The organism is Larkinella ripae (assembly GCF_054780775.1).
On sequence record NZ_BAAGVR010000001.1, the window covers coordinates 172,228 to 197,009 of the forward strand.

General features: G+C 53.5%; 27 protein-coding genes. 21 read left to right on the forward strand and 6 right to left on the reverse strand.

The genetic code is table 11. From position 1 onward, the window contains the following. Positions 1-37 precede the first annotated feature (37 nt). From ispF to ACYVHX_RS00785, 3 genes are read left to right on the forward strand one after another with little or no spacing between them, the layout of a single operon-like run. Positions 38-514 carry a 2-C-methyl-D-erythritol 2,4-cyclodiphosphate synthase gene (ispF, locus tag ACYVHX_RS00775; protein ID WP_460669685.1) on the forward strand — a complete coding sequence of 159 codons (477 nt, stop codon included), beginning with the start codon at positions 38-40 and terminating at the stop codon, positions 512-514. A gap of 43 nt (positions 515-557) precedes the next feature. Continuing rightward, positions 558-1,700 (forward strand): amidohydrolase family protein, encoded by a 1,143-nt coding sequence (locus ACYVHX_RS00780; protein ID WP_460669686.1) that lies wholly within the window; start codon positions 558-560, stop codon positions 1,698-1,700. After that, complete coding sequence (locus ACYVHX_RS00785) at positions 1,700-2,797, forward strand: dipeptide epimerase (protein ID WP_460669687.1); 1,098 nt, start codon at positions 1,700-1,702, stop codon at positions 2,795-2,797. The genes ACYVHX_RS00780 and ACYVHX_RS00785 overlap by 1 nt, the downstream gene beginning before the upstream one ends. Before the next feature lie 35 nt (positions 2,798-2,832). Here ACYVHX_RS00785 and ACYVHX_RS00790 read toward each other — a convergent pair whose 3' ends face one another. From ACYVHX_RS00790 to ACYVHX_RS00800, 3 genes are all read right to left on the reverse strand, one after another. Next, the gene (locus ACYVHX_RS00790) at positions 2,833-3,168 is read right to left on the reverse strand and encodes a putative toxin-antitoxin system toxin component, PIN family (RefSeq protein WP_460670405.1); all 336 of its coding nucleotides are present in this window, start codon (positions 3,166-3,168) and stop codon (positions 2,833-2,835) included. A 61-nt stretch (positions 3,169-3,229) separates the two neighbouring features. Next, the gene (locus tag ACYVHX_RS00795) at positions 3,230-3,442 is read right to left on the reverse strand and encodes a hypothetical protein (protein ID WP_460669688.1); all 213 of its coding nucleotides are present in this window, start codon (positions 3,440-3,442) and stop codon (positions 3,230-3,232) included. Between the two features lie 45 nt (positions 3,443-3,487). After that, on the reverse strand, positions 3,488-5,269 hold the full coding sequence (locus ACYVHX_RS00800) for an ABC transporter ATP-binding protein (RefSeq protein ID WP_460669689.1): 1,782 nt from the start codon (positions 5,267-5,269) through the stop codon (positions 3,488-3,490). A 279-nt stretch (positions 5,270-5,548) separates the two neighbouring features. Here ACYVHX_RS00800 and nusB point away from each other — a divergent pair, with 279 nt between their 5' ends. From nusB to ACYVHX_RS00845, 9 genes are all read left to right on the forward strand, one after another. Next, positions 5,549-6,724 (forward strand): transcription antitermination factor NusB, encoded by a 1,176-nt coding sequence (gene nusB / locus ACYVHX_RS00805; protein WP_460669690.1) that lies wholly within the window; start codon positions 5,549-5,551, stop codon positions 6,722-6,724. A 99-nt stretch (positions 6,725-6,823) separates the two neighbouring features. Then, a complete protein-coding gene (locus tag ACYVHX_RS00810) occupies positions 6,824-7,126 on the forward strand; it encodes a YtxH domain-containing protein (protein ID WP_460669691.1) in 303 nt (100 codons plus the stop codon). Positions 7,127-7,172: 46 nt separating this feature from the next. Then, entirely contained in the window at positions 7,173-7,613 is a 441-nt protein-coding gene (locus ACYVHX_RS00815) for a DUF1573 domain-containing protein (protein WP_460669692.1), read from the forward strand. 66 nt (positions 7,614-7,679) lie between these two features. Next, positions 7,680-7,997 (forward strand): preprotein translocase subunit YajC, encoded by a 318-nt coding sequence (gene yajC / locus ACYVHX_RS00820; protein ID WP_460669693.1) that lies wholly within the window; start codon positions 7,680-7,682, stop codon positions 7,995-7,997. A 121-nt stretch (positions 7,998-8,118) separates the two neighbouring features. Beyond that, entirely contained in the window at positions 8,119-8,901 is a 783-nt protein-coding gene (locus tag ACYVHX_RS00825; protein WP_460669694.1) for a YbbR-like domain-containing protein, read from the forward strand. Then, on the forward strand, positions 8,898-9,518 hold the full coding sequence (gene coaE / locus ACYVHX_RS00830) for a dephospho-CoA kinase (RefSeq protein ID WP_460669695.1): 621 nt from the start codon (positions 8,898-8,900) through the stop codon (positions 9,516-9,518). The genes ACYVHX_RS00825 and coaE overlap by 4 nt, the downstream gene beginning before the upstream one ends. A gap of 28 nt (positions 9,519-9,546) precedes the next feature. Then, the gene (locus tag ACYVHX_RS00835; protein ID WP_460669696.1) at positions 9,547-11,199 is read left to right on the forward strand and encodes an amidase; all 1,653 of its coding nucleotides are present in this window, start codon (positions 9,547-9,549) and stop codon (positions 11,197-11,199) included. Between the two features lie 79 nt (positions 11,200-11,278). Continuing rightward, positions 11,279-11,845 carry a pentapeptide repeat-containing protein gene (locus ACYVHX_RS00840; protein WP_460669697.1) on the forward strand — a complete coding sequence of 189 codons (567 nt, stop codon included), beginning with the start codon at positions 11,279-11,281 and terminating at the stop codon, positions 11,843-11,845. A 59-nt stretch (positions 11,846-11,904) separates the two neighbouring features. Next, positions 11,905-14,118 (forward strand): S9 family peptidase, encoded by a 2,214-nt coding sequence (locus ACYVHX_RS00845; protein ID WP_460669698.1) that lies wholly within the window; start codon positions 11,905-11,907, stop codon positions 14,116-14,118. On the opposite strand, the gene ACYVHX_RS00850 is transcribed toward ACYVHX_RS00845, so the two are convergent. The 3 genes from ACYVHX_RS00850 to ACYVHX_RS00860 all read right to left on the reverse strand — a co-directional run bounded on the left by ACYVHX_RS00850 (position 14,115) and on the right by ACYVHX_RS00860 (position 16,597). Next, complete coding sequence (locus ACYVHX_RS00850; RefSeq protein WP_460669699.1) at positions 14,115-14,561, reverse strand: PepSY-like domain-containing protein; 447 nt, start codon at positions 14,559-14,561, stop codon at positions 14,115-14,117. The two genes, ACYVHX_RS00845 and ACYVHX_RS00850, sit on opposite strands and share 4 nt — an antisense overlap. Positions 14,562-14,643: 82 nt before the next feature. After that, on the reverse strand, positions 14,644-15,390 hold the full coding sequence (locus ACYVHX_RS00855) for a LytR/AlgR family response regulator transcription factor (RefSeq protein WP_460669700.1): 747 nt from the start codon (positions 15,388-15,390) through the stop codon (positions 14,644-14,646). 25 nt (positions 15,391-15,415) lie between these two features. Beyond that, entirely contained in the window at positions 15,416-16,597 is a 1,182-nt protein-coding gene (locus tag ACYVHX_RS00860; protein ID WP_460669701.1) for a sensor histidine kinase, read from the reverse strand. A 265-nt stretch (positions 16,598-16,862) separates the two neighbouring features. Between ACYVHX_RS00860 and ACYVHX_RS00865 the strand changes: the two genes are divergently transcribed. The 9 genes from ACYVHX_RS00865 (at position 16,863) to ACYVHX_RS00905 (ending at position 24,693) form a co-directional block, all read left to right on the forward strand. Then, entirely contained in the window at positions 16,863-17,210 is a 348-nt protein-coding gene (locus tag ACYVHX_RS00865; RefSeq protein WP_460669702.1) for a hypothetical protein, read from the forward strand. A 235-nt stretch (positions 17,211-17,445) separates the two neighbouring features. Next, on the forward strand, positions 17,446-18,762 hold the full coding sequence (locus tag ACYVHX_RS00870) for an NCS2 family permease (RefSeq protein ID WP_460669703.1): 1,317 nt from the start codon (positions 17,446-17,448) through the stop codon (positions 18,760-18,762). Between the two features lie 42 nt (positions 18,763-18,804). Then, positions 18,805-19,662: a 5'-methylthioadenosine/adenosylhomocysteine nucleosidase gene (locus tag ACYVHX_RS00875; RefSeq protein WP_460669704.1), complete on the forward strand. Its 858-nt coding sequence runs from the start codon at positions 18,805-18,807 to the stop codon at positions 19,660-19,662. A gap of 56 nt (positions 19,663-19,718) precedes the next feature. Next, a complete protein-coding gene (locus tag ACYVHX_RS00880; protein ID WP_460669705.1) occupies positions 19,719-20,138 on the forward strand; it encodes an antitoxin Xre/MbcA/ParS toxin-binding domain-containing protein in 420 nt (139 codons plus the stop codon). A gap of 2 nt (positions 20,139-20,140) precedes the next feature. After that, a complete protein-coding gene (locus ACYVHX_RS00885) occupies positions 20,141-20,605 on the forward strand; it encodes an RES family NAD+ phosphorylase (RefSeq protein WP_460669706.1) in 465 nt (154 codons plus the stop codon). Between the two features lie 24 nt (positions 20,606-20,629). Then, positions 20,630-22,183 (forward strand): hypothetical protein, encoded by a 1,554-nt coding sequence (locus tag ACYVHX_RS00890; protein ID WP_460669707.1) that lies wholly within the window; start codon positions 20,630-20,632, stop codon positions 22,181-22,183. 19 nt (positions 22,184-22,202) lie between these two features. After that, positions 22,203-22,883, forward strand: a complete 681-nt coding sequence (locus ACYVHX_RS00895) for a response regulator (protein ID WP_460669708.1) — start codon at positions 22,203-22,205, stop codon at positions 22,881-22,883. A gap of 3 nt (positions 22,884-22,886) precedes the next feature. Beyond that, the gene (locus tag ACYVHX_RS00900; RefSeq protein WP_460669709.1) at positions 22,887-24,263 is read left to right on the forward strand and encodes a sensor histidine kinase; all 1,377 of its coding nucleotides are present in this window, start codon (positions 22,887-22,889) and stop codon (positions 24,261-24,263) included. A 115-nt stretch (positions 24,264-24,378) separates the two neighbouring features. Then, complete coding sequence (locus ACYVHX_RS00905) at positions 24,379-24,693, forward strand: hypothetical protein (protein WP_460669710.1); 315 nt, start codon at positions 24,379-24,381, stop codon at positions 24,691-24,693. Positions 24,694-24,782: the final 89 nt, after the last annotated feature.

A 24,782-nucleotide genomic window follows, 5' to 3' on the forward strand; every position in this document is an offset into this window, starting at 1 on the left:
GGGTCGCGTAAAACCGGAACTGTGTAATCAAACATTTATGAAAATCCGCGTAGGACAAGGATACGATGTGCATCAGTTGGTTGAAGGCCGGGAGTTCTGGCTCGGCGGCATTCTGATTCCGCACACGCACGGTGCCAAAGGCCATTCCGACGCCGATGTGGTGTGTCACGTCCTGTGTGATGCGCTGCTGGGCGCGGCCAATCTGCGCAACATCGGCTATCATTTTTCGGACAAAGACCCACGCTGGAAAGGCGTTGACAGCAAGCTCCTGCTGGCCGAAGTCATGAAGATGATTCGCGAAAAAGGCTATGAAGTCTCGAACGTCGATGTAACGGTGGTGTTGGAGGAACCGAAGCTGAATCCGCATATTCCGGCGATGAAAACCTGTTTATCGGGCGTCATGCAGGTGCCGGAAGACGATATTTCGATTAAAGCCACCACTTCCGAACACATGGGATTTGTGGGTCGTCAGGAAGGTATTGCGGCTTTTTGCGTTGCCCTGATCCATTCCTGACCAACGGAGTTAGTTTATTTTCAGTGCTTTATCTACTTAAATTATGATGGCATCTCTCCGAAATGCATCCTTTTTCGCGGGTTTTCTGCTGGCGCTGACTGCGGCCCACGCCCAACCCAAAGTGGCAACCGCCAACGGCCCGATTGATTTTGAAGAATACGAACCGGTTTCGACCCTCAAGACGCCGGAACACCACCTGAACCGCGCCAAATACCCCTTCATCGACGTTCACAACCACCAGTATAACATGGACGGCACCGATTTGCGGAAACTGGTTACGCAGATGGACAGCCTGAACATGGGCATCATGGTCAATCTGAGCGGCCGTGGTTTTACCTCGAACGTGGCCGAAAGCACCACGTTTCTGGATAAAGCACTCTCCAATATTCAGAAAACCGAACCGAAACGGCTGGCGATTTTCACCAACATCAATTTCGCGAATCTGGGCGAACCGGGCTGGACGGAACAGGCGGTAAAACTACTGGAAGAGGATGTGAAGAAAGGGGCGAAAGGGCTAAAGATTTACAAGAGTCTGGGATTCAACGTGAAGGATACCAAAGGCAACCGCGTTCGCGTCGACGATCCGCGCCTTGACCCGATCTGGGCCAAATGCGGCCAGTTGGGCATTCCGGTTTTGATTCATACGGCCGACCCTAAACCGTTCTGGGACCCGATGGACCGCTTCAACGAGCGCTGGCTCGAACTCAAAACCCACCCCGGCCGCAAACGCTCCGATACCAACCCGGTTTCGTTCGAACAACTGATTGCCGAACAACATAATGTGTTCCGGAAGCATCCGAAAACCGCATTCATCAATGCGCACATGGGGTGGTACCCGAACGATCTGGTTAAACTGGACAGCCTGATGACGGTTTTTCCCAACATGAACGTGGAGCTGGGTGCCGTCATTGCCGAACTCGGTCGCCAGCCCCGGGCGTCCCGGAAGTTCTTCGAAAAATACCAGGACCGGATTCTGTTCGGGAAAGACAGTTGGGTTCCGTCGGAATACGCCACTTATTTCCGCGTACTGGAAACCGACGACGAATATTTCCCGTACCACAAAAAATACCACGCGTTCTGGCGCATGTACGGCATGGCGCTGCCGGACGACGTTTTGAAAAAAGTTTATTACAAAAACGCCCTGCGGATCATTCCGGGTCTGGATAAATCGCAATTCCCGAACTGATGAACATCACCCGGATCGAGATTTTCAAGTACAACATTCCGCTCAAGGCTCCGATTGCGATTTCGCTGGGCACCATTGACAATGCCCGGAATCTGCTCATCCGGATTCATGCCGACGGACTGATCGGCTGGGGAGAAGGATCGCCGTTCTGGATGATTGTGGGCGAAACGCAGGAAACCGGTTTTGCGGCCGCTCAGGATTTTGCCCGGCTGCTCATCGGGCGAAATGCGCTGGATACGGAGGGAAATCTGAACCGGCTGGACGCTTACCTGCCCAATAATCCGACGATCAAAAGTGCGTTTGATATGGCGTTGTACGACCTGGCTTCCCAGGCAGCCCGGTTGCCGCTTTACGCTTTTCTGGGCGGGGAGCGGTTTTCACTGGTAACCGACGAAACGATTTATATCAACACGCCGGAACGCATGGCGACCGACGCGATTCGGATTAAGGAGCAGGGCGGTTTGGCGATCAAAGTCAAACTGGGCACCAACCAGCGCGACGACATCCGGCGCGTGGAAGCAATTCGGGAAGCGGTCGGCGATGCCATTCCGATCCGGACGGACGCCAACCAGGGCTGGGATTATGTTACCGCCCGTACCGTTCTGAAAACCATTCAGGACTGGAACATCGAATATTGCGAGCAACCGGTAAAACACTGGGCCATCGCCGATCTGAAGCGCCTGCGACAACACACCAGCGTGCCCATAATGGCTGACGAGTCGCTGTTCAGCCCCCGGGATGCCTTGCGCCTGGCCCAGGACGATGCCGTCGATTACTTCAACATCAAGCTTTCCAAAAGCGGAGGAATTTTTAACGCTCAGAAAATCAACGCCATTGCCGAAGCAGCCGGTATTCCGTGCATGATTGGCTGCATGTCGGAGTCGCGCCTGGCCATTACGGCCAAAGCGCATTTTGCCTCCGCCCGGCGCAACGTCCGGTTCTACGATCTGGATGCGCCCTTCGAACACGCCAGCAACCCGGTTTTGGGCGGAGTCACCTACCACGGTTACGAAATCGAACTACCCACTGAACCGGGCCTTGGGGCCACTGTGGACGAGAGCTATCTGGCCGGTCTGGAGAAGATGGAAATTCGGTGAGGTTAACCTCATTCCGGTCAGTTCCACAACGTACTTTACGTCCTTGCTCCTGAGTGAAGAAAGTGGCTCATCGTTACAATTTTTGTTTCTCCGTAACGCCCTAAAACCAATAAATCCTGATCGCCAGTAATCAAAAAATCAGCCTGACAGCCTGCACAGATTCCGAGTAGATAGTTATCATCTGCATCCCGAACAATCGTTGGTACAACGCCGATAGCCGTCTGTTTCAGAAATTGGAAGGCAATACTTTTAAACCGGTTGACGTGTCTGGGATTGACAAATTTCGTGAATTTGGGGCGATTGATAACCGCATCAAATTCGGCGATCCGTTCGGAAGAGTAATAAACTTGTAAATGAGGGCTTTTCAGAATTTCATACTAAACCGTCCGGCGTGATTTTCGGCTTATACAAGCCGAAATATACCAGTTTGCATCAAGAACGATTTTGAGCTTTTTGCCTTTTTTCATGCCGGTATGCGTTGATCTCTTCCTGAATTTCTTCGCTTGACAGCTCGCTATCAGGCATTTCAGCGTCAAGCTCATCAAAAAGGTCATCAAGCAACCGTACTTGCAGCTTCTTGGCTATGGCGAGTCGATCCTTTGCGGAAAAAGTTTCGAATGTTTTAATAAACTCGGTCTGTGTCATGATACTGCCCGCTTTTCAATTTCTCCTAACTTACGTAAAAAACCGTTACACTTCCTCGGCCTGCAACTGCTTCTCGTAGAGTTCGCGGTACACGCCGTTGGCCGCCAGCAAATCTTCGTGCGTTCCCTGCTCAACAATTTCGCCCTCATCCAGCACAATGATTTTATCCGCCAGCTTGGCCGACGACACCCGGTGCGAAATCACCACGGAAGTACGGTTTTCCATGATCCGGTGGAGGTTGTTCAGAATGATGTTCTCCGTGTTGGTATCCACCGCCGACAGACAGTCGTCCAGAATCAGGATTTTGGGATCGCGGGCAATGGCGCGGGCAATGGAAAGCCGTTGCTTCTGTCCGCCCGACAACGTCACCCCGCGCTCGCCAATCCGGGTTTCAAACTGCTCCGGAAAATTGAGAATGTTCTGGTACAAATCTGCATCTTTCACGGCCTGCTCCACTTTTTCCTGCGGCATTTCCGGCAGCCCGAATTTGACGTTGTTGCTGATGGACTCGGAAAACAGAAACACTTCCTGCGGCACGTAGCCCATCTGCTTCCGGACGCTCGTCAGGCTGTAATCTTTCAACGACAGGCCGTCGATCAGAATTTCGCCTTCCGTCGGATCGTACATCCGCGTGATCAGGTTCGCCAGCGTGCTTTTGCCCGATCCCGTAGTACCCAGAATCGCAACGGTTTCGCCCGCTTTGACGTTCAGGTTGAATTTTTTGATCGCGACAATGCCCGAATCCGGGTATATAAACCGCACGTTCCGGAATTCCACTTCGCCCTCAATTACCCGTTCGAGCGACTTTTCGGAAACCAGGTCGGTTTTGGCCGCCAGAAATTCGTTGATGCGTTGCTGCGAAGCGGCCGCCCGCTGGGTCTGGCTGGTCGTCCAGCCGAGCGCCATCACCGGCCAGGTCAGCATGTTGACGTACAGAATGAATTCCATGATGTTGCCCGGCGTCAGCCGGCCCGTCAGAATTTCCTGCCCCCCCACATACACCACCAGCACGTTGCTCAGCCCGACGAGCAGCATGATCAGCGGAAAAAACAGCGAATCGACCCGCGTCAGTTGCAGCGACTTGAACTTGTAAACATCACTTTCGACCGTGAAATTGGCCGCCGAATTTTCTTCGCGCACAAACGCTTTGAGCACCCGGATTCCCGAAAAAGCTTCCTGAACAAAGGTGGACAGATTGGAAAGACTCCGCTGAATCTCTTCCGAACGCTTGATAATGACGGTATTAACCACATAAATCGCCACCGACAAAACCGGCAACGGCAACAACACATACAAACTCAGCCGGACGTTGATCGACACCATGTAGGTGATCACCAGCACAAATAAGGTAATCAGATTCAAACCGTACATGATCGAGGGCCCCACGTACATTCGCACTTTGCTGACGTCTTCCGAAATCCGCGCCATCAGATCGCCGGTGTTATGCTGCCGGAAAAAGCTCAGCGGCAGGGTCTGGTAGTGCAGGTAAATCTCATTTTTCAGATCGTATTCGATGTGCCGCGACATCACGATCAGCGTTTGACGAACCAGAAACAGAAAAAAACCTTTCAGGAGCGCCATCGCCAGAATCAGCAGGCCGTAGAATAAAATGCTGAAGGCAAAAACATCGTACAACCGGCTCTGGAGACGGTTTCCGTTGTAGAGAAAATAAATATCGAGGGTCTCTTTGACCAGATCGAGCGAATACCGCACCAACTGGGCCGGAATAATGCCGAACAGGTTGGAAATGATCGTGAAAGCGGTGCCCCAGATGAGGTACCATTTGTATTTTAGCAGGTATTTATTGAGGTGGGCGAGTGCTTTCACAAATCAGGAGACGTCTTTCAGCTGTAAAAACCGGGTTTCTGGCTGGGTAACAGAAAACCGGCTGGAAAGGTTGCAACGCATGGAGCAGGGGCCGGAAAGCATAAGAGGAATGACCGGGCCGGTGGGGTTTCCTTCCCCCTTTCCGGCTCTCTTTCCTTGCCCACTCTCTTTTCTTCCCCTCCGGCTCTCCTTCCCTTTTCCCTTTATTTTCCGTACTTTTGTACCCAATTATCAATCTTCGAAATATCGAACCCAGTTCTTTGTTTCTTGCCGGACAGAATGTTAAACAGACGTTTATTACGGATTAAGGTCATGCAGGCTTATTACGCCCTGCGCCAATCCGAATTATCGAGTCGGCAGTTGGCCGTCGATGTGATTACCGAAACGTTTCAGCCGGACCTGAATTCGATGGAGGTGCAAAACCTTCAGCAATTGGAAGGATTCCGCCGGTTGGCAACGATTTTATTTGAAGAAGGACTGACGGTCGAAAAACCGGCGGAGGAAGAGGAAATACCGCACAGGGTGCGGGTAGCGGCCAACCAGGCGCTGGTTGATTACCGCAACAGTTTGACCCGGGAACGGCAACGGGTATTTCAGGCGCTGATTGATGATGTCCGGACCCTGGACAACTCGCTGATCCGGCTGTTGACGCTGCTGCTCGAACTGGCCCACGTGGCGCAGGTGGACCGGGAACGGGTTCGGAAATACGAAGATGTTGATGCCCGGACCATTGCCAAGGAATCGGGCCTGGACCGGAACCGGATCATTCAGGCCTTGCAGCAGTACAAACCGCTGGAAGTCGAGAAAATTCGCCGGAAAATCGAATGGGGCGATGATCGGCAAATGATTCGTTCGATCTACAACGACATTCTGAAAGAAGACGAGCTGTACCGCACCTACTGCGAAACCGCCGAGCATACCGCCGAGGAGGATCAGCAACTGGCGCAGCATATTCTGCGGAACGTGTTGCTGAAGCAGGATCCGGCCAAAAACTATTTTGAAGAAAGCGACCTGAGCTGGGCCGAAAACAGCGAGCTCGTTCGGAGCATGGCCATCAAAACGCTCAAATCCGTCCAGGGTCCGGAAGGCATCAAATTAACGGAACTGACTGACGATTGGGAAGAAGACCGGTTATTTCTGGAAACGCTGTATAAAAAAGCGTTGGAAAACGACGCCGAATACGAAGCCCTGCTGGCCGAACAATTGACCAACTGGGATGTTGAACGGGTAGCCCAGCTGGATAAGATCATTCTGAAACTGGCGCTGGCCGAGTTGCTGAATTTTCCGAACATTCCGGTGAAAGTGACCATCAACGAATATATTGAACTGGCAAAAGTGTACAGTACGCCAAAAAGTGGCAAATTTGTCAACGGCATTCTGGACAGTTTGTCGGAAAAATTGAAAACCACGGGCCAGCTTCGCAAAAGCGGCCGGGGTTTATTGGATAACAAATAACGTTTCTTGGCCCGAATTAGCTGAAAGAACAGGCGATCCGCCGGTTTTCCGGAGGCCGAAGTCTCTCAGACGATTCGGGGGCAACAACAAAACAAAACCATGAGCAGAACAAGCCAAACCTTGATCGCCTTTGTGACGGGCTGCGTAACCGGAACCGCTTTAGGATTATTGTATGCCCCGGAAAAAGGCGCCGTTACCCGCGACCGGCTGACGTATCGTTTGTCGAAATACCGCGAACAACTCCGTTCGCTGCTGGATGACGTGCTAAATTCGGACGCCCTGCCCGAGAGCTTTGCCAAAGCGGAAGGCCAACGGGTGGTGAACGACGCGCGCGAAAAAGCCGAAAAATTGCTGGAAGATGTCGACCGGCTGATGGCCCAAATTAAACAACAGGGTGCTTAAGCAGCCGTTGACGAATCCGATGCCTGACGATTTAGCGATAAAACGAATGAAAAACTTTGCCATCGGTCTGGCGCTCCTCCTTGGCGTCGTGGCCTGCAACCAGACTCAGAACGAGTCGACCAAAGAACTATCGGGCAAAATGCCCAAAATTGTTTTCACCGACACGGGTGTCTATGATTTTGGCGACATTGCCGAAGGCGATACCGTAGCGCGGAATTTCAAATTCAAAAACGAAGGTGAGTTTCCGCTGATCATCAACAACATCCAAACCTCCTGCGGTTGCACAACCCCCGAATGGCCCAAAAAACCGATTGAACCCGGTCAGGAAGGGTCGATCCGGGTGCTGTTCAACAGCCAGGGGAAACGGGGAGTTCAGAACAAAACCGTCACGGTTTACGCCAATACCGACCCGGCTTACACCGAACTGGCCTTTCGGGTGATGGTCAACCCGCGGGCCGACTCAGCCCGCACCAGCGCCGTCCAATAAGCCAACCCGGTTTTAGCGCTGCTTGCTGAACCATCAGACTTTACATTTTAACCCCTAGTTGTCAACATGACTTTCCTTTCTGTTTTAGTGCAGGCACCGGCTGGCTCGTCCAATTCCATGGTCTGGAACATTGTTTTGTGGGTCGGTATTTTTGTAGTGTTTTACTTTTTCATGATCCGTCCGCAGCAAAAGAAGCAGAAGGACCAGAAAAGTTTTATCGAGAACCTGAAGAAAGGAGACGGCGTGGTAACAATTGGTGGGTTACACGGAAAAATCTACGCCGTCGAAGGCAATACGGTTACGCTGGAAGTCGATAAAGGACTGAAACTAACGTTTGAAAAAACCGCCATTTCCCGCGAAGCCACGGTCAAAATCGCGTCCTAGTTCATTTAAACAAAATGATGAATGATGGAGGATGAACGATGACGGGTCCGCCCGCGGAGTTAATTGCGCGGCATCAGCTCATTCTTCGTTCATCCTCCATCATTCATCATTTATTTTTCTTGTGCCGTTAACCACTGCCCAATCCCGCCCTGTTCAACTGCCGACGCTGCTTTTGTGTCTGCTGGCGGCTGCTGTCATCTGGTTGCTGAACGCACTCAATAAAAACAACTATACCGTCAGCGTGCAGTATCCGATTGAATTCGTATACAACCAGAAGCTGTACGTCCCCACGTCTCCCTTGCCCAAAACCGTTACCGTCAGCATCTCCGGCAACGGCTGGAAACTCTTCCGGAAATCGTGGCTGCCCTTTCGGTCGCAACCCATTCATTACCCGGTCAATCGCCCGCTGCAAACCCGGTTTATCAATACCGCTTCGCTGGCGGCTTTGCTAACCGATCACGCCAAGGATGTGCGGGTCAATTTTGTGGCGGGTGATACGCTCGAGCTGAATTTTGACCGGCTGGCGGCTCAGGACGTTCCGGTGATTGTCGATAGCGCGGGTATTGATCTGGCCGAGCAGATGGTGGTGTCCAGCCTGATCAATGTGTCGCCCCGCACCATCCGGTTTGAAGGCCCGGCCCGCTTGCTGCGCGCGATGCCCGACACGATCAACGTCAAGATTCCGGCCCGGCGGCTGGCGCTCAGCTACGACGAAGAATTGCGGCTGCCCATCCCCCGTCACCCGCTCATTCGGGCGAGTGCCGACCAGGTTCTGGTTAGTTTCGAGGTCGCCGAATTGTTGCAGCCCCTTCCTCCGCCACCCGCTCCGACACCCGTGCAACCGGCCAACGTGGAAAAACCGGCTAAATCCGGCAAGAAATCCAAATCGTCCCGTAAAAAATGAATCAGTCGCTGAAAAAACCGCTGCTGATTGGCGTCACGGGCGGAATCGGTGCCGGCAAAACGACGGTTTGCCAACTATTTGAAGCCTTTGGTATTCCCGTTTATTTCGCCGACGAGCGCGCCAAATGGCTGGTTGACAACGACGCAATCCTGAAAGCCGATGTTACCCGCTTATTGGGTCCTGAAGCCTATGACCCGAGCGGACGGTATAATCGGTCGTGGGTAGCGGCTCAGGTGTTCAGCCAGCCGGACCTGCTGCATCAATTGAATGCCCTGATCCATCCCCGGGTCTACGCCGACACCGAACGTTGGGTTGCGGGCCACGCGGAAAAACCGTATGTCATTAAGGAAGCGGCTTTACTGCGGGCGGCTGGCGAAGAGGGGAACAGGCTCGACAAGCTCATTGTGGTTCATGCTCCGCTGGAACTCCGCATCCAGCGCATCCGGAAACGCGATCCGCACCGGACGGAACAGGAGATCAAAAACATCATCAGCCGGCAAATGAGCAACGAAGAGCGCCTTCAAATGGCCGATTATGTGGTGTATAACGACGAAACCCAGTTGCTGATTCCGCAGGTGGTGCACCTGCACGAACGCTTCCGCCAGCGGGCGTTGTAATTCCCCGGTTTTTTCCGTACCTACGAAAATGAAAAAACTGTTCCTTCCTGCCGCCTGCGCACTGAGTTTTCTGGCCGGCGCCTTCATCACCGACGACGAACCGAAAAAACCGCTGACGGCCGACCTGGTCGATGCGGCTTCCCGGGTTTTTGGCCTGGAATTCAGCCCGGCAGAACGCGATTCGATGCTGAGCAATCTAAACAACTACCGCAGCAATTACGAAGCGCTCCGAAAAATCGAACTGACAAACGACATTGCTCCGGCGCTGTATTTCAGCCCGTTACCATCCGGTTTTAAAGTGCCGCAGGGCGCGCCGTCCTTCAAAGCCAGCCCGGTTGGAAAAACGACCCTTCCGGCCGACCGCAACGCCCTGGCGTACTATTCGGTGGCTCAATTGGGCGAACTGATCCGGACGCGCCAGATCAGTTCGGTTGAGCTGACCAAATTTTTTCTCGAACGGCTGAAAACCTACAACGAGAAACTGCTGTGTGTCGTCACGCTGACCGACGAGCTGGCGTTGAAACAGGCGCAGCAGGCCGACGCCGAATTAAAAGCCGGGAAATACCGGGGACCACTGCACGGGATTCCCTACGGAGCCAAGGACTTGTTTGCCCGCAGAGGTTACAAAACCACCTGGGGCTCCGTGCCGTACAAAAATCAGACGCTGGATTACGACGCGACCATCGTCCAACGGCTCGAAAAAGCCGGGGCGGTTTTGTGCGCCAAGTTAACGATGGGCGAACTGGCGATGGGCGACGTCTGGTTTGGTGGCAAAACCCGGAATCCCTGGGACCCCTCCACCGGTTCCAGCGGATCGTCGGCGGGTTCGGGTTCGAGCGTATCGGCCGGGCTCCTGCCTTTTGCAATCGGCACCGAAACGCTGGGCTCCATCGTCTCACCTGCCACCGTCAATGGCGTCACCGGTTTGCGTCCCACCTACGGCCGGGTGAGCCGCTACGGTGCGATGGCGCTGAGCTGGTCGATGGACAAAATCGGGCCGATGTGCCGCTCGGTCGAAGATTGTGCCTTGGTTTTCAACGCGATTTACGGCCCCGACGGACTCGACCCAACGGTTTTTGCCGCTCCGTTTCGGTACGCTCCGCTGAGCTCGCTGAAAGGCGTCAGAATCGGGTATCTGAAAAAAGCGTTTGACGAAGACCGCCCGACCAAAGCCACCGACGAAGCCACCCTTAAAACCCTTCGCAAGCTGGGTGCGGAATTAATCCCGTTCGAGTTGCCCGACATTCCGGTGGGCCGGATGAATCTGATTCTGAGCGCCGAAGCCGCGGCTGCTTTTGATGAGCTGACCCGTTCGGGGCAGGACGATCAACTGGTGCGCCAGGTCAGGAGCGCCTGGCCGAATGCCTTCCGTTCGGCCCGGTTTATTCCCGCCGTTGAATACATTCAGGCCAACCGCATCCGGACCCGGCTGATCAACGAAATGGCGAAAACCATGAAAGGGTTTGATGTGTACATCACGCCCACGTTTGGCAACGCCAACCTGACCCTGACCAACCTGACCGGGCATCCGTGCGTGGCACTTCCGAACGGTTTTACGCCCAAAGGCCTGCCCACCAGCATTACGTTCATGGGTCAATTGTTCGACGAAGGGCGGCTGCTGGCGGTGGCCAAACACTATCAGGACGCGACGGAGTTTCACAAAAAACACCCTGCGCTTTAGTGCCTGGTTCAAAAGATTTACCGGATGCTTCCTCCCCAGTAGAATACCGGGTAATTTTGCAGCCAACGCACAACCACCGATGGACTATTACAACCAGCTTTTTGATGCCAGTGAAACCCCGCTCAATGCGTGGGTGGGGCACACTTTTGAACAATGCACGTTCCGAAAACTTAGTTTGCCCGAAGCGGTGTTTTCCGGCGCAAACTTGATCAATTGCCGGTTTGAAAACTGCGATCTGACGAGAATTGAATTAAAAAATACGCAGCTCCAGGACGTTCTGTTCGTCCACTGCAAACTGGCGTACGTTGATTTCGGCCCCTGTAATGCGTTCAGCTTCCACGCTGATTTTCAGAAATGCCAGCTCGACCATGCGGTTTTTCTGAATCGGAAGCTCAAAAAAGCCCAGTTCATCGACTGTTCGCTCAAGGAAACCCACTTCCTGAAATGCGACCTGCCCGGGGCTAAATTCAAAGAATGCAATCTGGAGCTGGCCCGGTTCGAAGACAACAACCTGGTTCAGGCCGATTTTTCTACTTCCTATAACCTGGAACTGAACCCGGACACGAACAAGATCAAAAAAGCAAAATTCTCGCTGCACAACCTGCCGGGGCTTTTGACCAAACACGATCTGGTCATCAGCCGGTAGCGCACGATCAGGTCCGGTTTTTTCGTTAAATTTGACGACACTTCAAGCAAACGGTTTTCATGACTCATCACCTTTCTTTATACCGCTTCGTCTTTTTCCTGGTTGTCCACACGGCGGTTTTTGCCCAACCGAAACAATCGTTTCAAAATTTGCAGCAGGCTCTGGCGGCCACCGGAAAACTGGCGGGATCGCAGGGGCCGGCCAGCGTCAACTGGATTGACGGCGGCACCCGGTTTTCGTTCATCGACAAAGGCGTGATCAAATCGTATTCGCCCAAAGACCAGCGCGAAGAAGTGGTTTTCAACGGGTCCACCCTGACGTTTCCCGGCACTGACCAGCCGTTCTCTTACGAATCCTTCCAGTGGTCGAAAGACTCCAAAAACCTCCTGTTTCAAAGCAACTTTCGCCCGGTCTGGCGCCGTTCGGGCCTTTCGGATTATTACGTCTATTCGGTAGCCGCCAAGAACCTGACGTTGGTGGCCAAAGATGCGCAAACCGCCGAACTGTCGCCCGACGGTTCCAAAATTGGTTACGAGCGGGGCGGCAACCTCTTTGTTTTTGATTTTGCGACCCAGAAAGAAACCCAACTGACGAACGACGCAGCTCCGTATTTCTACAACGGGCGGTTTGGCTGGGCTTACGAAGAAGAATTTGGCCTGGCGCAAGCCTGGGAATGGTCGCCCGACAGCAAGTTTATCGCGTTCTGGCAAATCGACGAGCGGCAGGTTCCGATTTACGCCATGACCGACTACAAGGGCTTTGATGAGGATTTTGTGAAACTCCCCTACCCGCGCGTGGGCGACAAAAACCCGACCGCCCGCATCGGCGTGGTGGAGCTGACCAACCCCAAAACCCAGTGGATGAAAATAGACCTGGGCGATGGGTACCTGCCGCGCATCTACTGGACCTCGCAGGAAGGCCAATTGGCGGTTGTTCACCTGAACCGCAAGCAAAACCACCTGAAGCTGTTTATGACCAACGCCCGCACCGGCGACGCGAAGCAGATCATGGAGGAAACGAACAAGGCCTGGGTGGATGTATTCGATTTTTTCGCCGGAATCATGCACTACTTTTATTTCCCGGCCAACTCGCAGGAATTTTTCTGGGTTTCGGAGCGCGATGGATTTGCCCATATCTACCGCTACGATTACACGGGCAAACTGGTCAACCAGGTAACGAAAGGCCGTTGGGAAGTGGTTTTTGTGCACAACGTCGACGCCAAAAACCGGAAAATCTACTACACCTCGACCGAACAATCACCCCTCGACCGGCAGTTGTACGTGGTTGATTTCGACGGCAAAAACAAACAGAAGCTGAGCCAGGCACCGGGGCGTCATAAAATTGATTTCTCGCCCGGGAGCCAGTATTACATCGACCGGTTTTCGAATGCCACGACGCCCTTGCGCGTGGAGTTGTTCGACACCAAAGGCAAATCGCTGAAAGTGTTGGAGGCAAACACCAGCGTAACGCAGTTTGTGGGCACGTATTCCTACTCCCCGAAGGAACTGAGCAACTTCACGACCTCTGACGGCCAGAAAATCGACATCTCGATCATCAAACCGATCCCGTTCGACGCCACGAAAAAACACCCGGTTTTAATTGACATTTACGGCGGACCCGGAGCACAATCGGTTTATAATGAGTTTAGTACGTCGGGATGGCATCAGTTTATGGCGCAGCAGGGCTACGTGGTTGTCAGTGTTAATAACCGGGGCAGCGGAGGCTACGGGTATGCATTCGAAAAAGTGGTCTACGAAAAGTTAGGCCAGTACGAAAGCCGGGATTTTGTGGAAACCGCCCGCCATTTGGCCACGCTGCCGTGGGTGGATGCGAGCCGGATGGCCATCAAAGGCCACAGCTACGGCGGTTACATGAGCAGCTACACGATGCTGGCCCATCCCGGTATTTTCAAAGTTTCGCTGGTGGGTGCTCCGGTCACCGACTGGCGGCTGTACGACAGCATTTACACGGAACGCTACATGGGTTTGTTGCCCGAAAACGAAGCGAAATATGGGCAAAGCGCGGTTTCGCCGAAGGCCAAGGATTTGCAGGGCAAGATGTTCGTGGCCCATTCCACGATGGACGAGAACGTGCACGTCCGGAACACCATGCAGCTGATGAATGCGCTGGAAGACGCCGGCAAAGACGCCGACCTGCGCATTTATCCACCGGGAGCCCACGGCGTCGCCTACAACGGCACCACCTCGCTCCTGCTGCACCAACAGTATACGGAATACCTGGAAAAGTACCTGAAAACCGGCACGACCAATTAATCGTCGATCCGCAGGAACGTGCCGTCCTTATCGAAATTCAGATCCAGTCCGTTCGATAGCTCCACGCTGTACCGGTCGCGGTCGTTTTTGTCCTTCTCCCAGCTCACGATGGTGTGCTGGGAGAAGTTCGTTTGGACGTAAGTGCGGATTTTGTCGGGGTTGATGACGGCATCGGGGATGGTTCTATTCTTTCCGTCCACCTGCGTACATTCGCCGGATCTGGTGAAATCCAGATCAAAACCGTTGCTCAGAATAACGTCGAAACTGGTCGTGAGTCCGTCGCGGTCTCTGACGACCTGCACAACGGTTTCCTGCGGAAAATGGGTGGTTATAAACGTTCTGGCATTTTGCGGCAACGATTCCGGCGCCACTAGGTTTTCCTGGTCACAGGCCGTTGTGGCCCACATCAGCATACCGGCAATCGCTGCGATTCTCGTTTTCATACAGTGTCAGTTGAGGTTATAGTCGTTTGAATCCAGACCCCTCAACGGACGCTTCCCCCTACGCCGGTTTGCTTTTTTCGCGCTACACCTCCATCTTCAGCACTTTGCCAACATCTTTCTGATGCAGACGCCCGATCGGGAGTTCCTGTCCGGCGACCTCGATGTGACTGGGCGACCAGGCTGAAATTTTGTCGACGGCCACAATGAAGGAGCGGTGAATGCGCAGAAAATCGCGACCCGGCAGCATGGATTCCACCGAACTGATGGCCTGTTTGACCACCAGCGGTTTGGCCGTGCCGGTGATGATTTTAATGTAATCTTTCAGGCTTTCGACGTACAGAATATCTTTCGTGTACACCTTCACCATTTTGCGGTCGGCCCGGAAATACAGAAAGGCATCGCGCTCCGATGGCACCAGTTCTTTCTCAGCCGGCGGCTGATCCGGCCCGGGAACCAGGGTGGAAACCGCCAGCGGCTCCAGGCGCATCACTTTGGAAACCGCCCGCAAAAACCGCTCGAACGGAACCGGTTTCAGCAGATAATCGACCACATCCAGATCAAACCCGTCGAGGGCGTATTCGCGGTAGGCCGTCGTAAAGATCACTTTGGGGGGATTTCGCAGGCTCCGCAGAAAATCGGTGCCGGTGAGCCGGGGCATTTTGATGTCCAGAAAAAGCAGATCGACCGGCGTCGATTGCAGCATACTGAAAGCCTGAACGGCATTGTGGCATTTGCCGACAATCTCCAGCCCATCGACCAGTTCGATGTAGGATTCGATGATTTCCAGCGCGTGGGGTTCGTCATCGATGAGTAAACAACGTAAGTTCATGTTCAAAGTCGTATTTGTTGTTGTATTAAACTGGCATTTCAGTGGCCGGCTGCGCCGGTTGTTTCGGAAGCAGCGAATTTGCCGGCAACCGCAACCGCAGATCGACCAGAAACGTTTCTGCTTCGGGCTGAATCTGTAATTCGTACTGGTTCGGATACAGCAATTCCAGTCGCTTTTTCACGTTCTGCAACCCAATGCCCCCGACGGAAGCCCCTCCTACCGCCGGTAACGGCAGCGCGTCCGCATCCCGGCTATTGACCAGCTTGAACGTCAGCACGTTGTCATCCACCGCCAGATCCAGAAAAATCCAGGCCTGTTCCAGCTGCTCACTGGTGCCGTGTTTGAACGCATTTTCCAGAAACGGAATCAGCAGCAGGGGCGAAATCTGTTTCCCCTGCAAATCACCGTGAAAATTGATGGAAACCTCCAGCCGGGTTCCGTAACGCAGTTGTTCCAGCCCGATGTAGTTTTTCATAAAGGCAATTTCCTTCTCCAGCAACACCTCCGACGCATTGCAGTCGTAGAGCATGTAGCTCAGCAGCTGCGACAATTTCAGCACCACCGCCGGGGACTGTTCCGATTTCCGCAAGGTCAGCGCGTACAGGTTATTCAGCGTATTGAACAGAAAATGCGGGTGAATCTGCGATTTAAGTAGCTGTAACTCCGCGTTGAACTTTTCCTTTTCGATTTGCCGGAAAGCCTGCTCTTTCAGGTACCAGATTTTCACCAGCTTGATTGCCGCCACAAAACCGGCCACCGTAATCCCGCCCCGCAAACCCGCCATCAGCAGGTAATTCAGATCGGCGCCACGCACCTGCGAATTTCCCATCCAGGCGTGAACGGGCGTAAGCACCCAGACCGACAGCCCAGCCGACGCAAAGGCGCTCAGAAACGAAAAGAAAACAACCCCGGCAACGATTCTCCAATACTGCCCCTTGTCTAAATACCGGGGAAACAAAACGTAGATAATGCCATAGGCCAGCACCATGTGCGCGGGCATGAAAAGGACCGAGCCAATCCCGGATATCAGAAAGCCCATCAGCAAAGCCACCGTCTCGCTGTAGCCCCGGTACAGAAAATCCTTAACCGGAAAAACACCGTACAAAACCGTGAAGTACAGCCAGACCACGCCCCAGAAGAGTCCGTGCCGGGCCAGCCGGTAGCGCGGCTGATTGGAAAAGATGAAGTTGCTGTCCGCCAGTTGCATACGATTACCGGATTACCGACCGAATATAGACAAACGACGTAAAAACCGCCATTTTTCCGGGCATTTGTAGACGAACGGTAGCCAATCGTCGCCAAATGACTTTTTTTAGCCGTCCAACTACACTCGTCGCCCGCCGGATGCTGTATCAAGGGCGGGCAAATCCATTGAGCGAAAAGTCAGGCAGCGGTTTTTTCCACGGTTTACTTTTGAAACACGTACCAGAATTAAACAGCAACTGCTAATGAACCGCTCCGGCGGTATGACAATGAAACGCTACTCACACCTTCGCCTGGCACTCGTTGCCCTGACTCTTTTTCTGTCGGTTGCCACCTTTGGCCAAAACCGCAAAACCAACACGGCCCGCAGCGGCTTCTGGGTGGTTGAATCACAACCCAAAAAACAGTGCACCGTTTATTTTTACACCGATGACAATCAGCTGGTCTATCAGGAAGTTCTGGCCAAGAAACAGCTCAACATCAAACGCGCCACCACCCGGGAAAGCCTGAACACGGTGCTGGAACAGGCTTTGCGTCAGTGGGCGCTGAACCAGCAATCGGGCCGCGAATCCATCCCGACCAATCAGCAATGGCTGGCGGCAGAATTTCAGAAATAGACCGGAGCGACCAGCCTAAAGACCCGTCCTTGAAGGAAGCAGCGCAGCCGTGTCCTGCGCTCGTCTGACTAGTCTCCCCGGTCTCAAAATAATAATTTGGTTAAATTGGTTTGAGTCCCCCGACTTGGGCAGCTTGCTCCGGGCCGGGGGCTTTTTGTGGTAATAATGCCTGGTCCGTGCTTGAACTGGCGGCCGTAATCCGTACTTTCGGACTTCGATCCAACCGTTTCGCTGCATGCAGACCGCCCCTCCGGCATCCATTCCCCGTACCGAAATTCTGGCGGGCATTTCCACCTTTCTGGCAACGATGTACATCATTGTGGTCAATCCGGCCATTTTGAGTCAGGCCGGTTTGCCGTTCAGCGGAGTCGTAACGGCAACGGTTTTGCTCTCCTTTGGATGCAGTCTGCTGATGGGGCTGTACGCCCGGAATCCGATGGTGGTCGCACCCGGCATGGGCCTCAATGCCTTTTTCACGTTCACGGCCGTCAAGGGCATGGGCATCCGCCCCGAAGTGGCGCTGGGGGCGGTTTTCTGGGCGGGCATCCTGTTTCTGGTTTTATCGATTTTCAACGTCCGCTCCACCCTGGTTAAAATCATCCCCAAACCGCTGCGATATGCGGTTTCGGCGGGTATTGGCTTATTTATCACCCTGATCGGTTTTGAAAACGCCCGGTTTATCGTGGCCAACCCGGCCACGCTGGTGAGCATCGCCAGCGTGAAAGATCCCATTATTCTGACCTTTGTTTTTGGCTTGCTGGTAACGGCAGTGCTCGTCGTTCGAAATTTCCCGGGCGCCATCATCATCGGTATTGTGCTGACCACGCTGGTGGCGCTGCCCATTGGCCGGTGGTGGGGGGATGCTTCGGCGGTTGCTTCCGGACAAAAAACGCTGGTCAATTTTCAGGGGATTCTGGCCGCGCCGGATTTCAGTTTGATTGGAAAACTCGATTTGATCAACTCGCTGCAATGGTCGCTCTGGCCGGTGATTTTTGCCTTTGTTTTCACGGACTTATTCGACAGCCTGTCCACCTTTGTGGGCGTTGCCGAAGCCGCCAACCTGTACGATGAAGACGGCAATCCGCGCAACCTGAACCGCTCGCTGACCGTCGATGCCGTGGCCACTACCGTAGCCGGTTTTTTAGGAACCAGCCCCGGCACGGCCTACGTCGAGTCGGCCGTCGGCATTGCGCAGGGCGGACGGACGGGTCTGACGGCCATCGTGGCCGGTGCGTTGTTTCTGCCGTTCCTGTTTCTGTCGCCCTTGCTGTCGGTTATTCCGGCCATCGCTACGGCCCCGGCCCTGGTGCTGGTTGGCGCGTTCATGATGAAACCGGTTACCCGAATCAACTGGGGTCAACTGGACGATGCGCTCCCGGCTTTTCTGGCGCTGGTGTTGATCCCGTTCAGCTACTCCATCACGCAGGGCATCATTTGGGGTTTTCTGAGCTGGACAGCCGTGAAACTGGCCAGTGGTAAAGCAAAGGAAGTTCCGCCCGGTTTGCTGCTTGTCGATGTGTTCTGCGTTCTGGCGCTTTTCTCCGGCCATTAAAATTGCTTTTTCACTTCATCCGGTTTTTTAATTCTGGTTCCAATGCCAAAAACGTCGCCCTCTTCCGGCCAACCCAGCCGCCTGTTAGTCCAATACACGTTGATTCTGTACCTGTTTGTCGGTTTTTTACCGGTAATCGGCCAACGCTATCAGCCCCAACCCATCACGGCCTTGCTCGGCGCCTTTGATGAAGAAGTGAAACTGGTCCAGCAATCGCTCCGGAATCCGAAACGTCAGACGCTCAACGGCATCCAATTCATGACCGGTCAGCTCAACGGGCGGGACGTAGTGGTGGCCGAAACCGGCATCGGCAAAGTGAATGCCGCCATGACGACGGCTTTTGTGCTGGCTCACTTTAAACCGGAACGGGTGCTTTTCACCGGTATCGCGGGCGGAGTCAACCCGAATCTCCAGCCCGGCGACATCGTTATCGCCCAAAAAACCGCCCACCATGATTACAGTTCCACCGGCTTTCAGCAGCAGAAAATCAGCCAGACCCGCAACGCCATCACGAAAGACCTGAATCCGGCCTATTTTCCCGGCGATTCGGGCTTGCTGCTGCTGGCGCAGGAGGCTGCCAAAACCGTTCGGTTCGAAAGCCTTCCGACCACCTCGCGGCCGCCATCCGTTATGGTTGGAACCGTGGTGACGGGCGATCAATTTATTTCGTCCGAAGAAAAAGTGGCCGGTTTGCGGGCGGAATTCAAAGCCGACGCCACCGAAATGGAAGGAGCCGCCGTAGCGCAGGTTTGTTACCAGCAGCAGGTGCCGTGCTTGGTCATCCGGAGCCTGAGTGACAAGGCCAATGCCAGCGCCCGGCAGGATATACGGACCTTCTATAAAATTGCCGCCCGGAATTCGGCCAATCTGGTGCTGGCGATTATAGAAAGATTGAAATGAAGCGGGAGTTGACAAAGTGAACTTTTGCACTTATCTTGGTACAAAAGTTCACTTGTATGATTACTGCATTCAAACTTTCTGCTTCTTCCGATCCTTCTCTCTTAACCGAGCAGGAAATTATTACCCGTAGCCGGCAGGGTTTGTTCCGTGCCGAGGCCGACCGTGTCGCTGGACTGGTTGGTTTAACCGACAAAGAAACGGCCTTGGCGCTCGGTTTATCGGCCTCTTACCTGCATCGACTCAAGCCTGATCAACGCATCAGTCAGGATGCCTCAGAACGGCTGCTGCTGCTGGAAAACCTCCTGCGACACGCGTTAGACACCTTTGAAGGAAAAACGGCAACGGTTTTAAATTGGCTTCGTTCTTCGCTTCGGGAGTTGAATTATCAAACCCCCATTCAAACCTTGGATACAGTAACGGGCTATACGGTGGTAGATCGGATTTTAGGACGGATTGATCACGGAATTTTTGGCTGACGATGGCGCTCATTTATCGGGTTGTCCGTCAGAAGTATGCAGACCGTCCACTGGATGTAACCGGCACACGGCTAAACGGCGGCCGCTGGAATCCGCCGGGCATTGGCATTCTGTATACGGCCGAACATCCGGCATTGGCCCTAGTGGAAATTCTGGTGCATATGCCACAAGTCCCCTACGCCGACCTGCCGTCCTTCCGGCTCTTTAGCCTACGAATACCCGACGACAGCCGACGCCTAATACGGGCTGACGAATCGCCTGCTTACTGGAACGAAAATAGGTATGCAAAAAGTCAGACCCTACTAACTGAATGGTTAACCAATCCGGATGTGCTGGCGTTGGGGGTACCTTCTTCGGTGATGCCGGATGGAATAAACTACTTGGTTCATCCGGCCCACGCAGCTTATCAACACCTTGAAATCATTGAAGAAAAACCGCTGATTAGTGATCCCCGGTTACGAAATTGATTAGAGCCCGAAAACCCTTTCACCGTGCGTAGATTTCTTCTCGGCTTCCTGTTCCTGATTGTTGGTTTGCTCCTGCTCGGTGCGGGCTACGGGTATTACAACAGCCGCGACCGCCATCCCGGTTATTCGCTCAACCTGACCATCAAAGCACCGGCAACGCCCCAACCATTGAAGGTCGGTTTTGCGGCCCTTAAAATCACGCCGTACCTGCCCGACCGCTGGACCGACAAAAACCGGGATGCGGCCTATAAACCGGCCGACGGCGACACCTATACCGATGGCAACCAGAACGGCGAATTTGATGCCTACTGGATGGCCGGTTTCAGCCAGAAACGGGCTGCCAACGGCGTTCACGACGACTTGTGGGCGCGCGCGATGGTGATCGACGACGGGCAAACCCGCCTGGCGATTGTCGCCGTGGATCTGCTCGGTTTTATGCACAAAAATGTCATCAACGTCCGAAAGGCGCTGCCCGCCAGTGCCGGCATTTCGTACGCCCTGATTTGCAGTACGCACACGCACGAAGCGCCCGATTTTCTGGGCATGTGGGGCGGCAGCGTGCTGAAAAGTGGCGTTAACAAATCCTACGAACAGTTTGTTGAACAACAGGTTACGCGGGCCATCGTGCTGGCCGCCAACAACCGCCAGCCGGCCCGGCTCCGGTTTGCCCAGGACCTGACCGGCGCGGATTCGCTTTTGATGGATACCCGAAAACCGCTCGTGAAAGATCCGGGGCTCTACCTGATGCAGGCGCTGGATGCGGTGAAAGACAGCACCCTGGGGACGTTGGTGGTATGGGGAAATCACCCCGAAACCCTGTGGAGCAAAAACACGCTGCTAACGTCGGACTTTCCGCATTACGTCCGGGAGTATCTGGAAAAAGGCATTACGCTGGGCGACTCGGTTATTCAGAAAGGATTGGGGGGCACGGTGGTGTATGCCTCGGGCTGCGTGGGCGGCCTGATGACCACATCGCCGAAAGTGACCATTCAGGACCCGCTGACCGGTGAGCGGTTCACGGAGCCGACGTTCGGGAAGGCCGATGCGCAGGGAAAGCAGCTGGCCCTGCTGATTTACAAAGCCTTGCAGCAGGATACGGTTTTTGTTCCGCAGGCCGGAATCGGATTACGGGCGCACACGCTGGACATTCCGCTGGATAATAAACTCTTTCAACTGGCCGTCGGCCTGGGTGTTCTGGATGCCGGTTTTAGCCGCTGGGGGAACTTACGGACCGAAATTGCGGCTTTTCGTATTGGTGACGCGACGTTTTTGGGAGTACCGGGCGAAATTTACCCCGAAATTGTCAACGGCGGAGTGGAAAATCCGGCGGGTGCGGATTTCCGGATGAACCCCTCCGAAACCCCGCCCCTGCGCCGTCTGATGAAAGGCAAATACCGGTTTGTGATCGGGTTGGCAAACGACGAACTGGGGTATATTATTCCGAAAAGTGAATGGGACACCGAAGCGCCTTATTCGTACAATGCAAAGGATAAACCGTATGGCGAAATCAACTCGACCGGTCCCGAAACCGCCCCGAAGTTATACCGCGCCATGGCCGACCTGTTGCGGGATTTATAGAAGATTTTAGGACTGACGTATGCAGATTTTAATTGTAGAAGACGAACAGGAAGTTGCTGCATTTATTAAAAGCGGACTGGAAGATTACGGTTTCAGCGCCGACATTGCCAATGATGCGTTACAGGCTCAGATGATGCTGGCGAATAGCGACTATACCACCATTATTCTGGATGTCAATTTGCCGGTTATCAACGGTTTTGAGTTGTGCAAAATCATCCGGAGCCGCTACGAAGACGTGTCCATTCTGATGTTAACGGCCCTGGGAAGCACCGAAAGTAAATTAAGCGGTTTTGATGCCGGTGCCGACGACTACCTCATCAAGCCCTTCGAATTCAGGGAGTTGATTGCCCGACTGCGCGCCCTGAACCGTCGGCGGGCTCTGCCTTCGTCCGATACGATTCTTAAAATCGCCGATCTGGAATTGAATCAGGAGAGCAAAACCGTCAAACGCGGCAATCAGAAAATTCTGCTAACGGCCCGTGAACTGGCGTTGCTGGAGTTCTTTATGAAAAACCAGAACAAGGCCCTGACCCGCAACGAGATTACCGAAAAAGTGTGGGATGTTAATTTCGATACCGGTACGAATGTCGTTGATGTGTACGTTAATTATCTGCGCAAAAAGATCGACAAGGATTTTTCGCCCAAGCTGATTCATACCATCAGCGGAATTGGATACATCATGCAGGAATCTGAAGATTAGTAAATGAAAATACGCGCCCGCATTTCCGTTACGTTCCTGGTGATTGTTGCCACCAACCTGGTACTTTTTTCGCTTGCCATTTATTTTATTTCTGAATATTTCCGGCAGCGTGATTTTTATTATCGCCTGACCGACAAAGCCCGCATCACCGCCCGCCTGTTGATTGAGGAAGAGGAAATTGATCCGGCCATTTTGCGGTTAATCGAACGCAACAACCTGACTTCGCTGCCGGAAGAACACATCGTTATCTACGATCAGCAGGACAAGCAGATTTACGCCAGCGCCGATACGGCCCACGAAATTGTGGGAAGGCACGACTTGCTGGATCGGGTGCGGCAGCAGAAACAGCTTTATCTGCGCCGAAGTAAAAAAGAAATTGTCGGACTAACGTATCCGCACAAGCAACAGGAGTACGTTGTTATTGCTACGGCCTACGACGAATCCGGTTTGACCGAAATGGGCCACCTCAGGAACATCCTCGGTTTTGGATTGGTTTTCAGCCTGTCGCTGGTGGGCATTTCGGGCTGGATGTTTGCCGGGCGGTTCCTGCAACCGATTTCCAACGTCATCCGGCAGGTGGACCAGATAACGGCCTCGAACCTGAACCTGCGGGTGGATGCCAGCAAAAACAGTGATGAGATTGCCCAGCTCGCCCACACGTTCAACTCCATGCTCGACCGGGTGCAGGAAGCGTTTGAAATTCAGCGCAATTTTGTGGCCAATGCGTCGCACGAGCTGCGTACACCCCTGACGATCATCACGGGGCAGATTGAAGTCACGCTGATCAAACAGCGAACCGTGGAGGAGCACGAAGCCAAGTGGAAAGCCGTGCTGGAAGTGATCAAGCGGTTGAATCTGCTGGCCAATAACCTGCTCGAACTGGCGCAGGTCAGCCTCGACGATGCACCCATCAAATTTCAGGAGGTAGCCCTCGACGAAGCGATTTATCAGGCCACCAAGATGCTGACCACCCGGCGCCCCGACTACCACGTCATCTTTTCGTTTGAAGAAGCTACCGAGTCCATGCAGTCGTCGTTAACGGTGCTGGGCAGTAACTCCTTACTGATTTCAGCCTTCCTGAACCTGATGGAAAACGGCTGTAAATTTTCCGCCAACAACCAGGTTGAAGTGATTCTGGGCGCCACCGAAAAGTGGGTCACCATCCAGTTTAAAGACCAGGGAATCGGAATCGACGAAGCCGACATCAAGCACATTTACGAACCTTTTTTTCGGGCCGAGAACGCCAAACGGATTCACGGTTACGGCATTGGCCTGCCCCTGACTTACCGGATTATTCAGCTTCACCGGGGTCAGATCAGCGTTTCGTCGCGCATCAACGAAGGAACCACTTTTATATTGAAATTTTCCAAAACCCTCTAATCGCTTTCTAATCACTTTATAATTCCCTTCTCATTAACTTCTAATAGGCTCTTAATTAAGCCATTATATTCTTGGGGTAACTTTGTACAAAGTCACACCAAAAGAATGTAACCAAATGGCAACGAACACGAACTTCAAAAAAAAGACAAACAATTTTGTCAACTGGGGAACGGTATGGGGGCTGATTTTTGCCGCCATTGCCCTTGATCTGTACATCAATTACAGCGAGAACAAGCAGGATAAAGAAACCTACCGCTCTCAATATGAGGCAAAAGCCTCGGAAGCGGATTCCCTGCGCGCCGTGAAAGGCGAACTGGAACGTCAGCTCTTCGAAATAAAAGCTGCGCGCTCTCAGGCCACCAGCGCCGTCTCTAATTCCGGACAACCGGCGTCCGAAGCCACGGACTTGGCATCTGTTTCCGCGAACTAATCACTCCGTCCAAAACCGGGTCAATCGGTCTATGTCGACGACCGAGAGCTGACAAGCCTGCTTGCAGCCCGCACCGTCGTGAGCAAACC

Coding starts and splice junctions, on each gene's coding strand:
- ispF (WP_460669685.1), top strand. CDS start 38: ATGAAAATCCGCGTAGGACAAGGATACGATGTGCATCAGTTGGTTGAA.
- ACYVHX_RS00780 (WP_460669686.1), top strand. CDS start 558: ATGATGGCATCTCTCCGAAATGCATCCTTTTTCGCGGGTTTTCTGCTG.
- ACYVHX_RS00785 (WP_460669687.1), top strand. CDS start 1,700: ATGAACATCACCCGGATCGAGATTTTCAAGTACAACATTCCGCTCAAG.
- ACYVHX_RS00795 (WP_460669688.1), bottom strand. CDS start 3,442: ATGACACAGACCGAGTTTATTAAAACATTCGAAACTTTTTCCGCAAAG.
- nusB (WP_460669690.1), top strand. CDS start 5,549: ATGTTAAACAGACGTTTATTACGGATTAAGGTCATGCAGGCTTATTAC.
- ACYVHX_RS00810 (WP_460669691.1), top strand. CDS start 6,824: ATGAGCAGAACAAGCCAAACCTTGATCGCCTTTGTGACGGGCTGCGTA.
- ACYVHX_RS00815 (WP_460669692.1), top strand. CDS start 7,173: ATGAAAAACTTTGCCATCGGTCTGGCGCTCCTCCTTGGCGTCGTGGCC.
- yajC (WP_460669693.1), top strand. CDS start 7,680: ATGACTTTCCTTTCTGTTTTAGTGCAGGCACCGGCTGGCTCGTCCAAT.
- coaE (WP_460669695.1), top strand. CDS start 8,898: ATGAATCAGTCGCTGAAAAAACCGCTGCTGATTGGCGTCACGGGCGGA.
- ACYVHX_RS00835 (WP_460669696.1), top strand. CDS start 9,547: ATGAAAAAACTGTTCCTTCCTGCCGCCTGCGCACTGAGTTTTCTGGCC.
- ACYVHX_RS00840 (WP_460669697.1), top strand. CDS start 11,279: ATGGACTATTACAACCAGCTTTTTGATGCCAGTGAAACCCCGCTCAAT.
- ACYVHX_RS00845 (WP_460669698.1), top strand. CDS start 11,905: ATGACTCATCACCTTTCTTTATACCGCTTCGTCTTTTTCCTGGTTGTC.
- ACYVHX_RS00850 (WP_460669699.1), bottom strand. CDS start 14,561: ATGAAAACGAGAATCGCAGCGATTGCCGGTATGCTGATGTGGGCCACA.
- ACYVHX_RS00855 (WP_460669700.1), bottom strand. CDS start 15,390: ATGAACTTACGTTGTTTACTCATCGATGACGAACCCCACGCGCTGGAA.
- ACYVHX_RS00860 (WP_460669701.1), bottom strand. CDS start 16,597: ATGCAACTGGCGGACAGCAACTTCATCTTTTCCAATCAGCCGCGCTAC.
- ACYVHX_RS00865 (WP_460669702.1), top strand. CDS start 16,863: ATGAAACGCTACTCACACCTTCGCCTGGCACTCGTTGCCCTGACTCTT.
- ACYVHX_RS00870 (WP_460669703.1), top strand. CDS start 17,446: ATGCAGACCGCCCCTCCGGCATCCATTCCCCGTACCGAAATTCTGGCG.
- ACYVHX_RS00875 (WP_460669704.1), top strand. CDS start 18,805: ATGCCAAAAACGTCGCCCTCTTCCGGCCAACCCAGCCGCCTGTTAGTC.
- ACYVHX_RS00880 (WP_460669705.1), top strand. CDS start 19,719: ATGATTACTGCATTCAAACTTTCTGCTTCTTCCGATCCTTCTCTCTTA.
- ACYVHX_RS00885 (WP_460669706.1), top strand. CDS start 20,141: ATGGCGCTCATTTATCGGGTTGTCCGTCAGAAGTATGCAGACCGTCCA.
- ACYVHX_RS00895 (WP_460669708.1), top strand. CDS start 22,203: ATGCAGATTTTAATTGTAGAAGACGAACAGGAAGTTGCTGCATTTATT.
- ACYVHX_RS00900 (WP_460669709.1), top strand. CDS start 22,887: ATGAAAATACGCGCCCGCATTTCCGTTACGTTCCTGGTGATTGTTGCC.
- ACYVHX_RS00905 (WP_460669710.1), top strand. CDS start 24,379: ATGGCAACGAACACGAACTTCAAAAAAAAGACAAACAATTTTGTCAAC.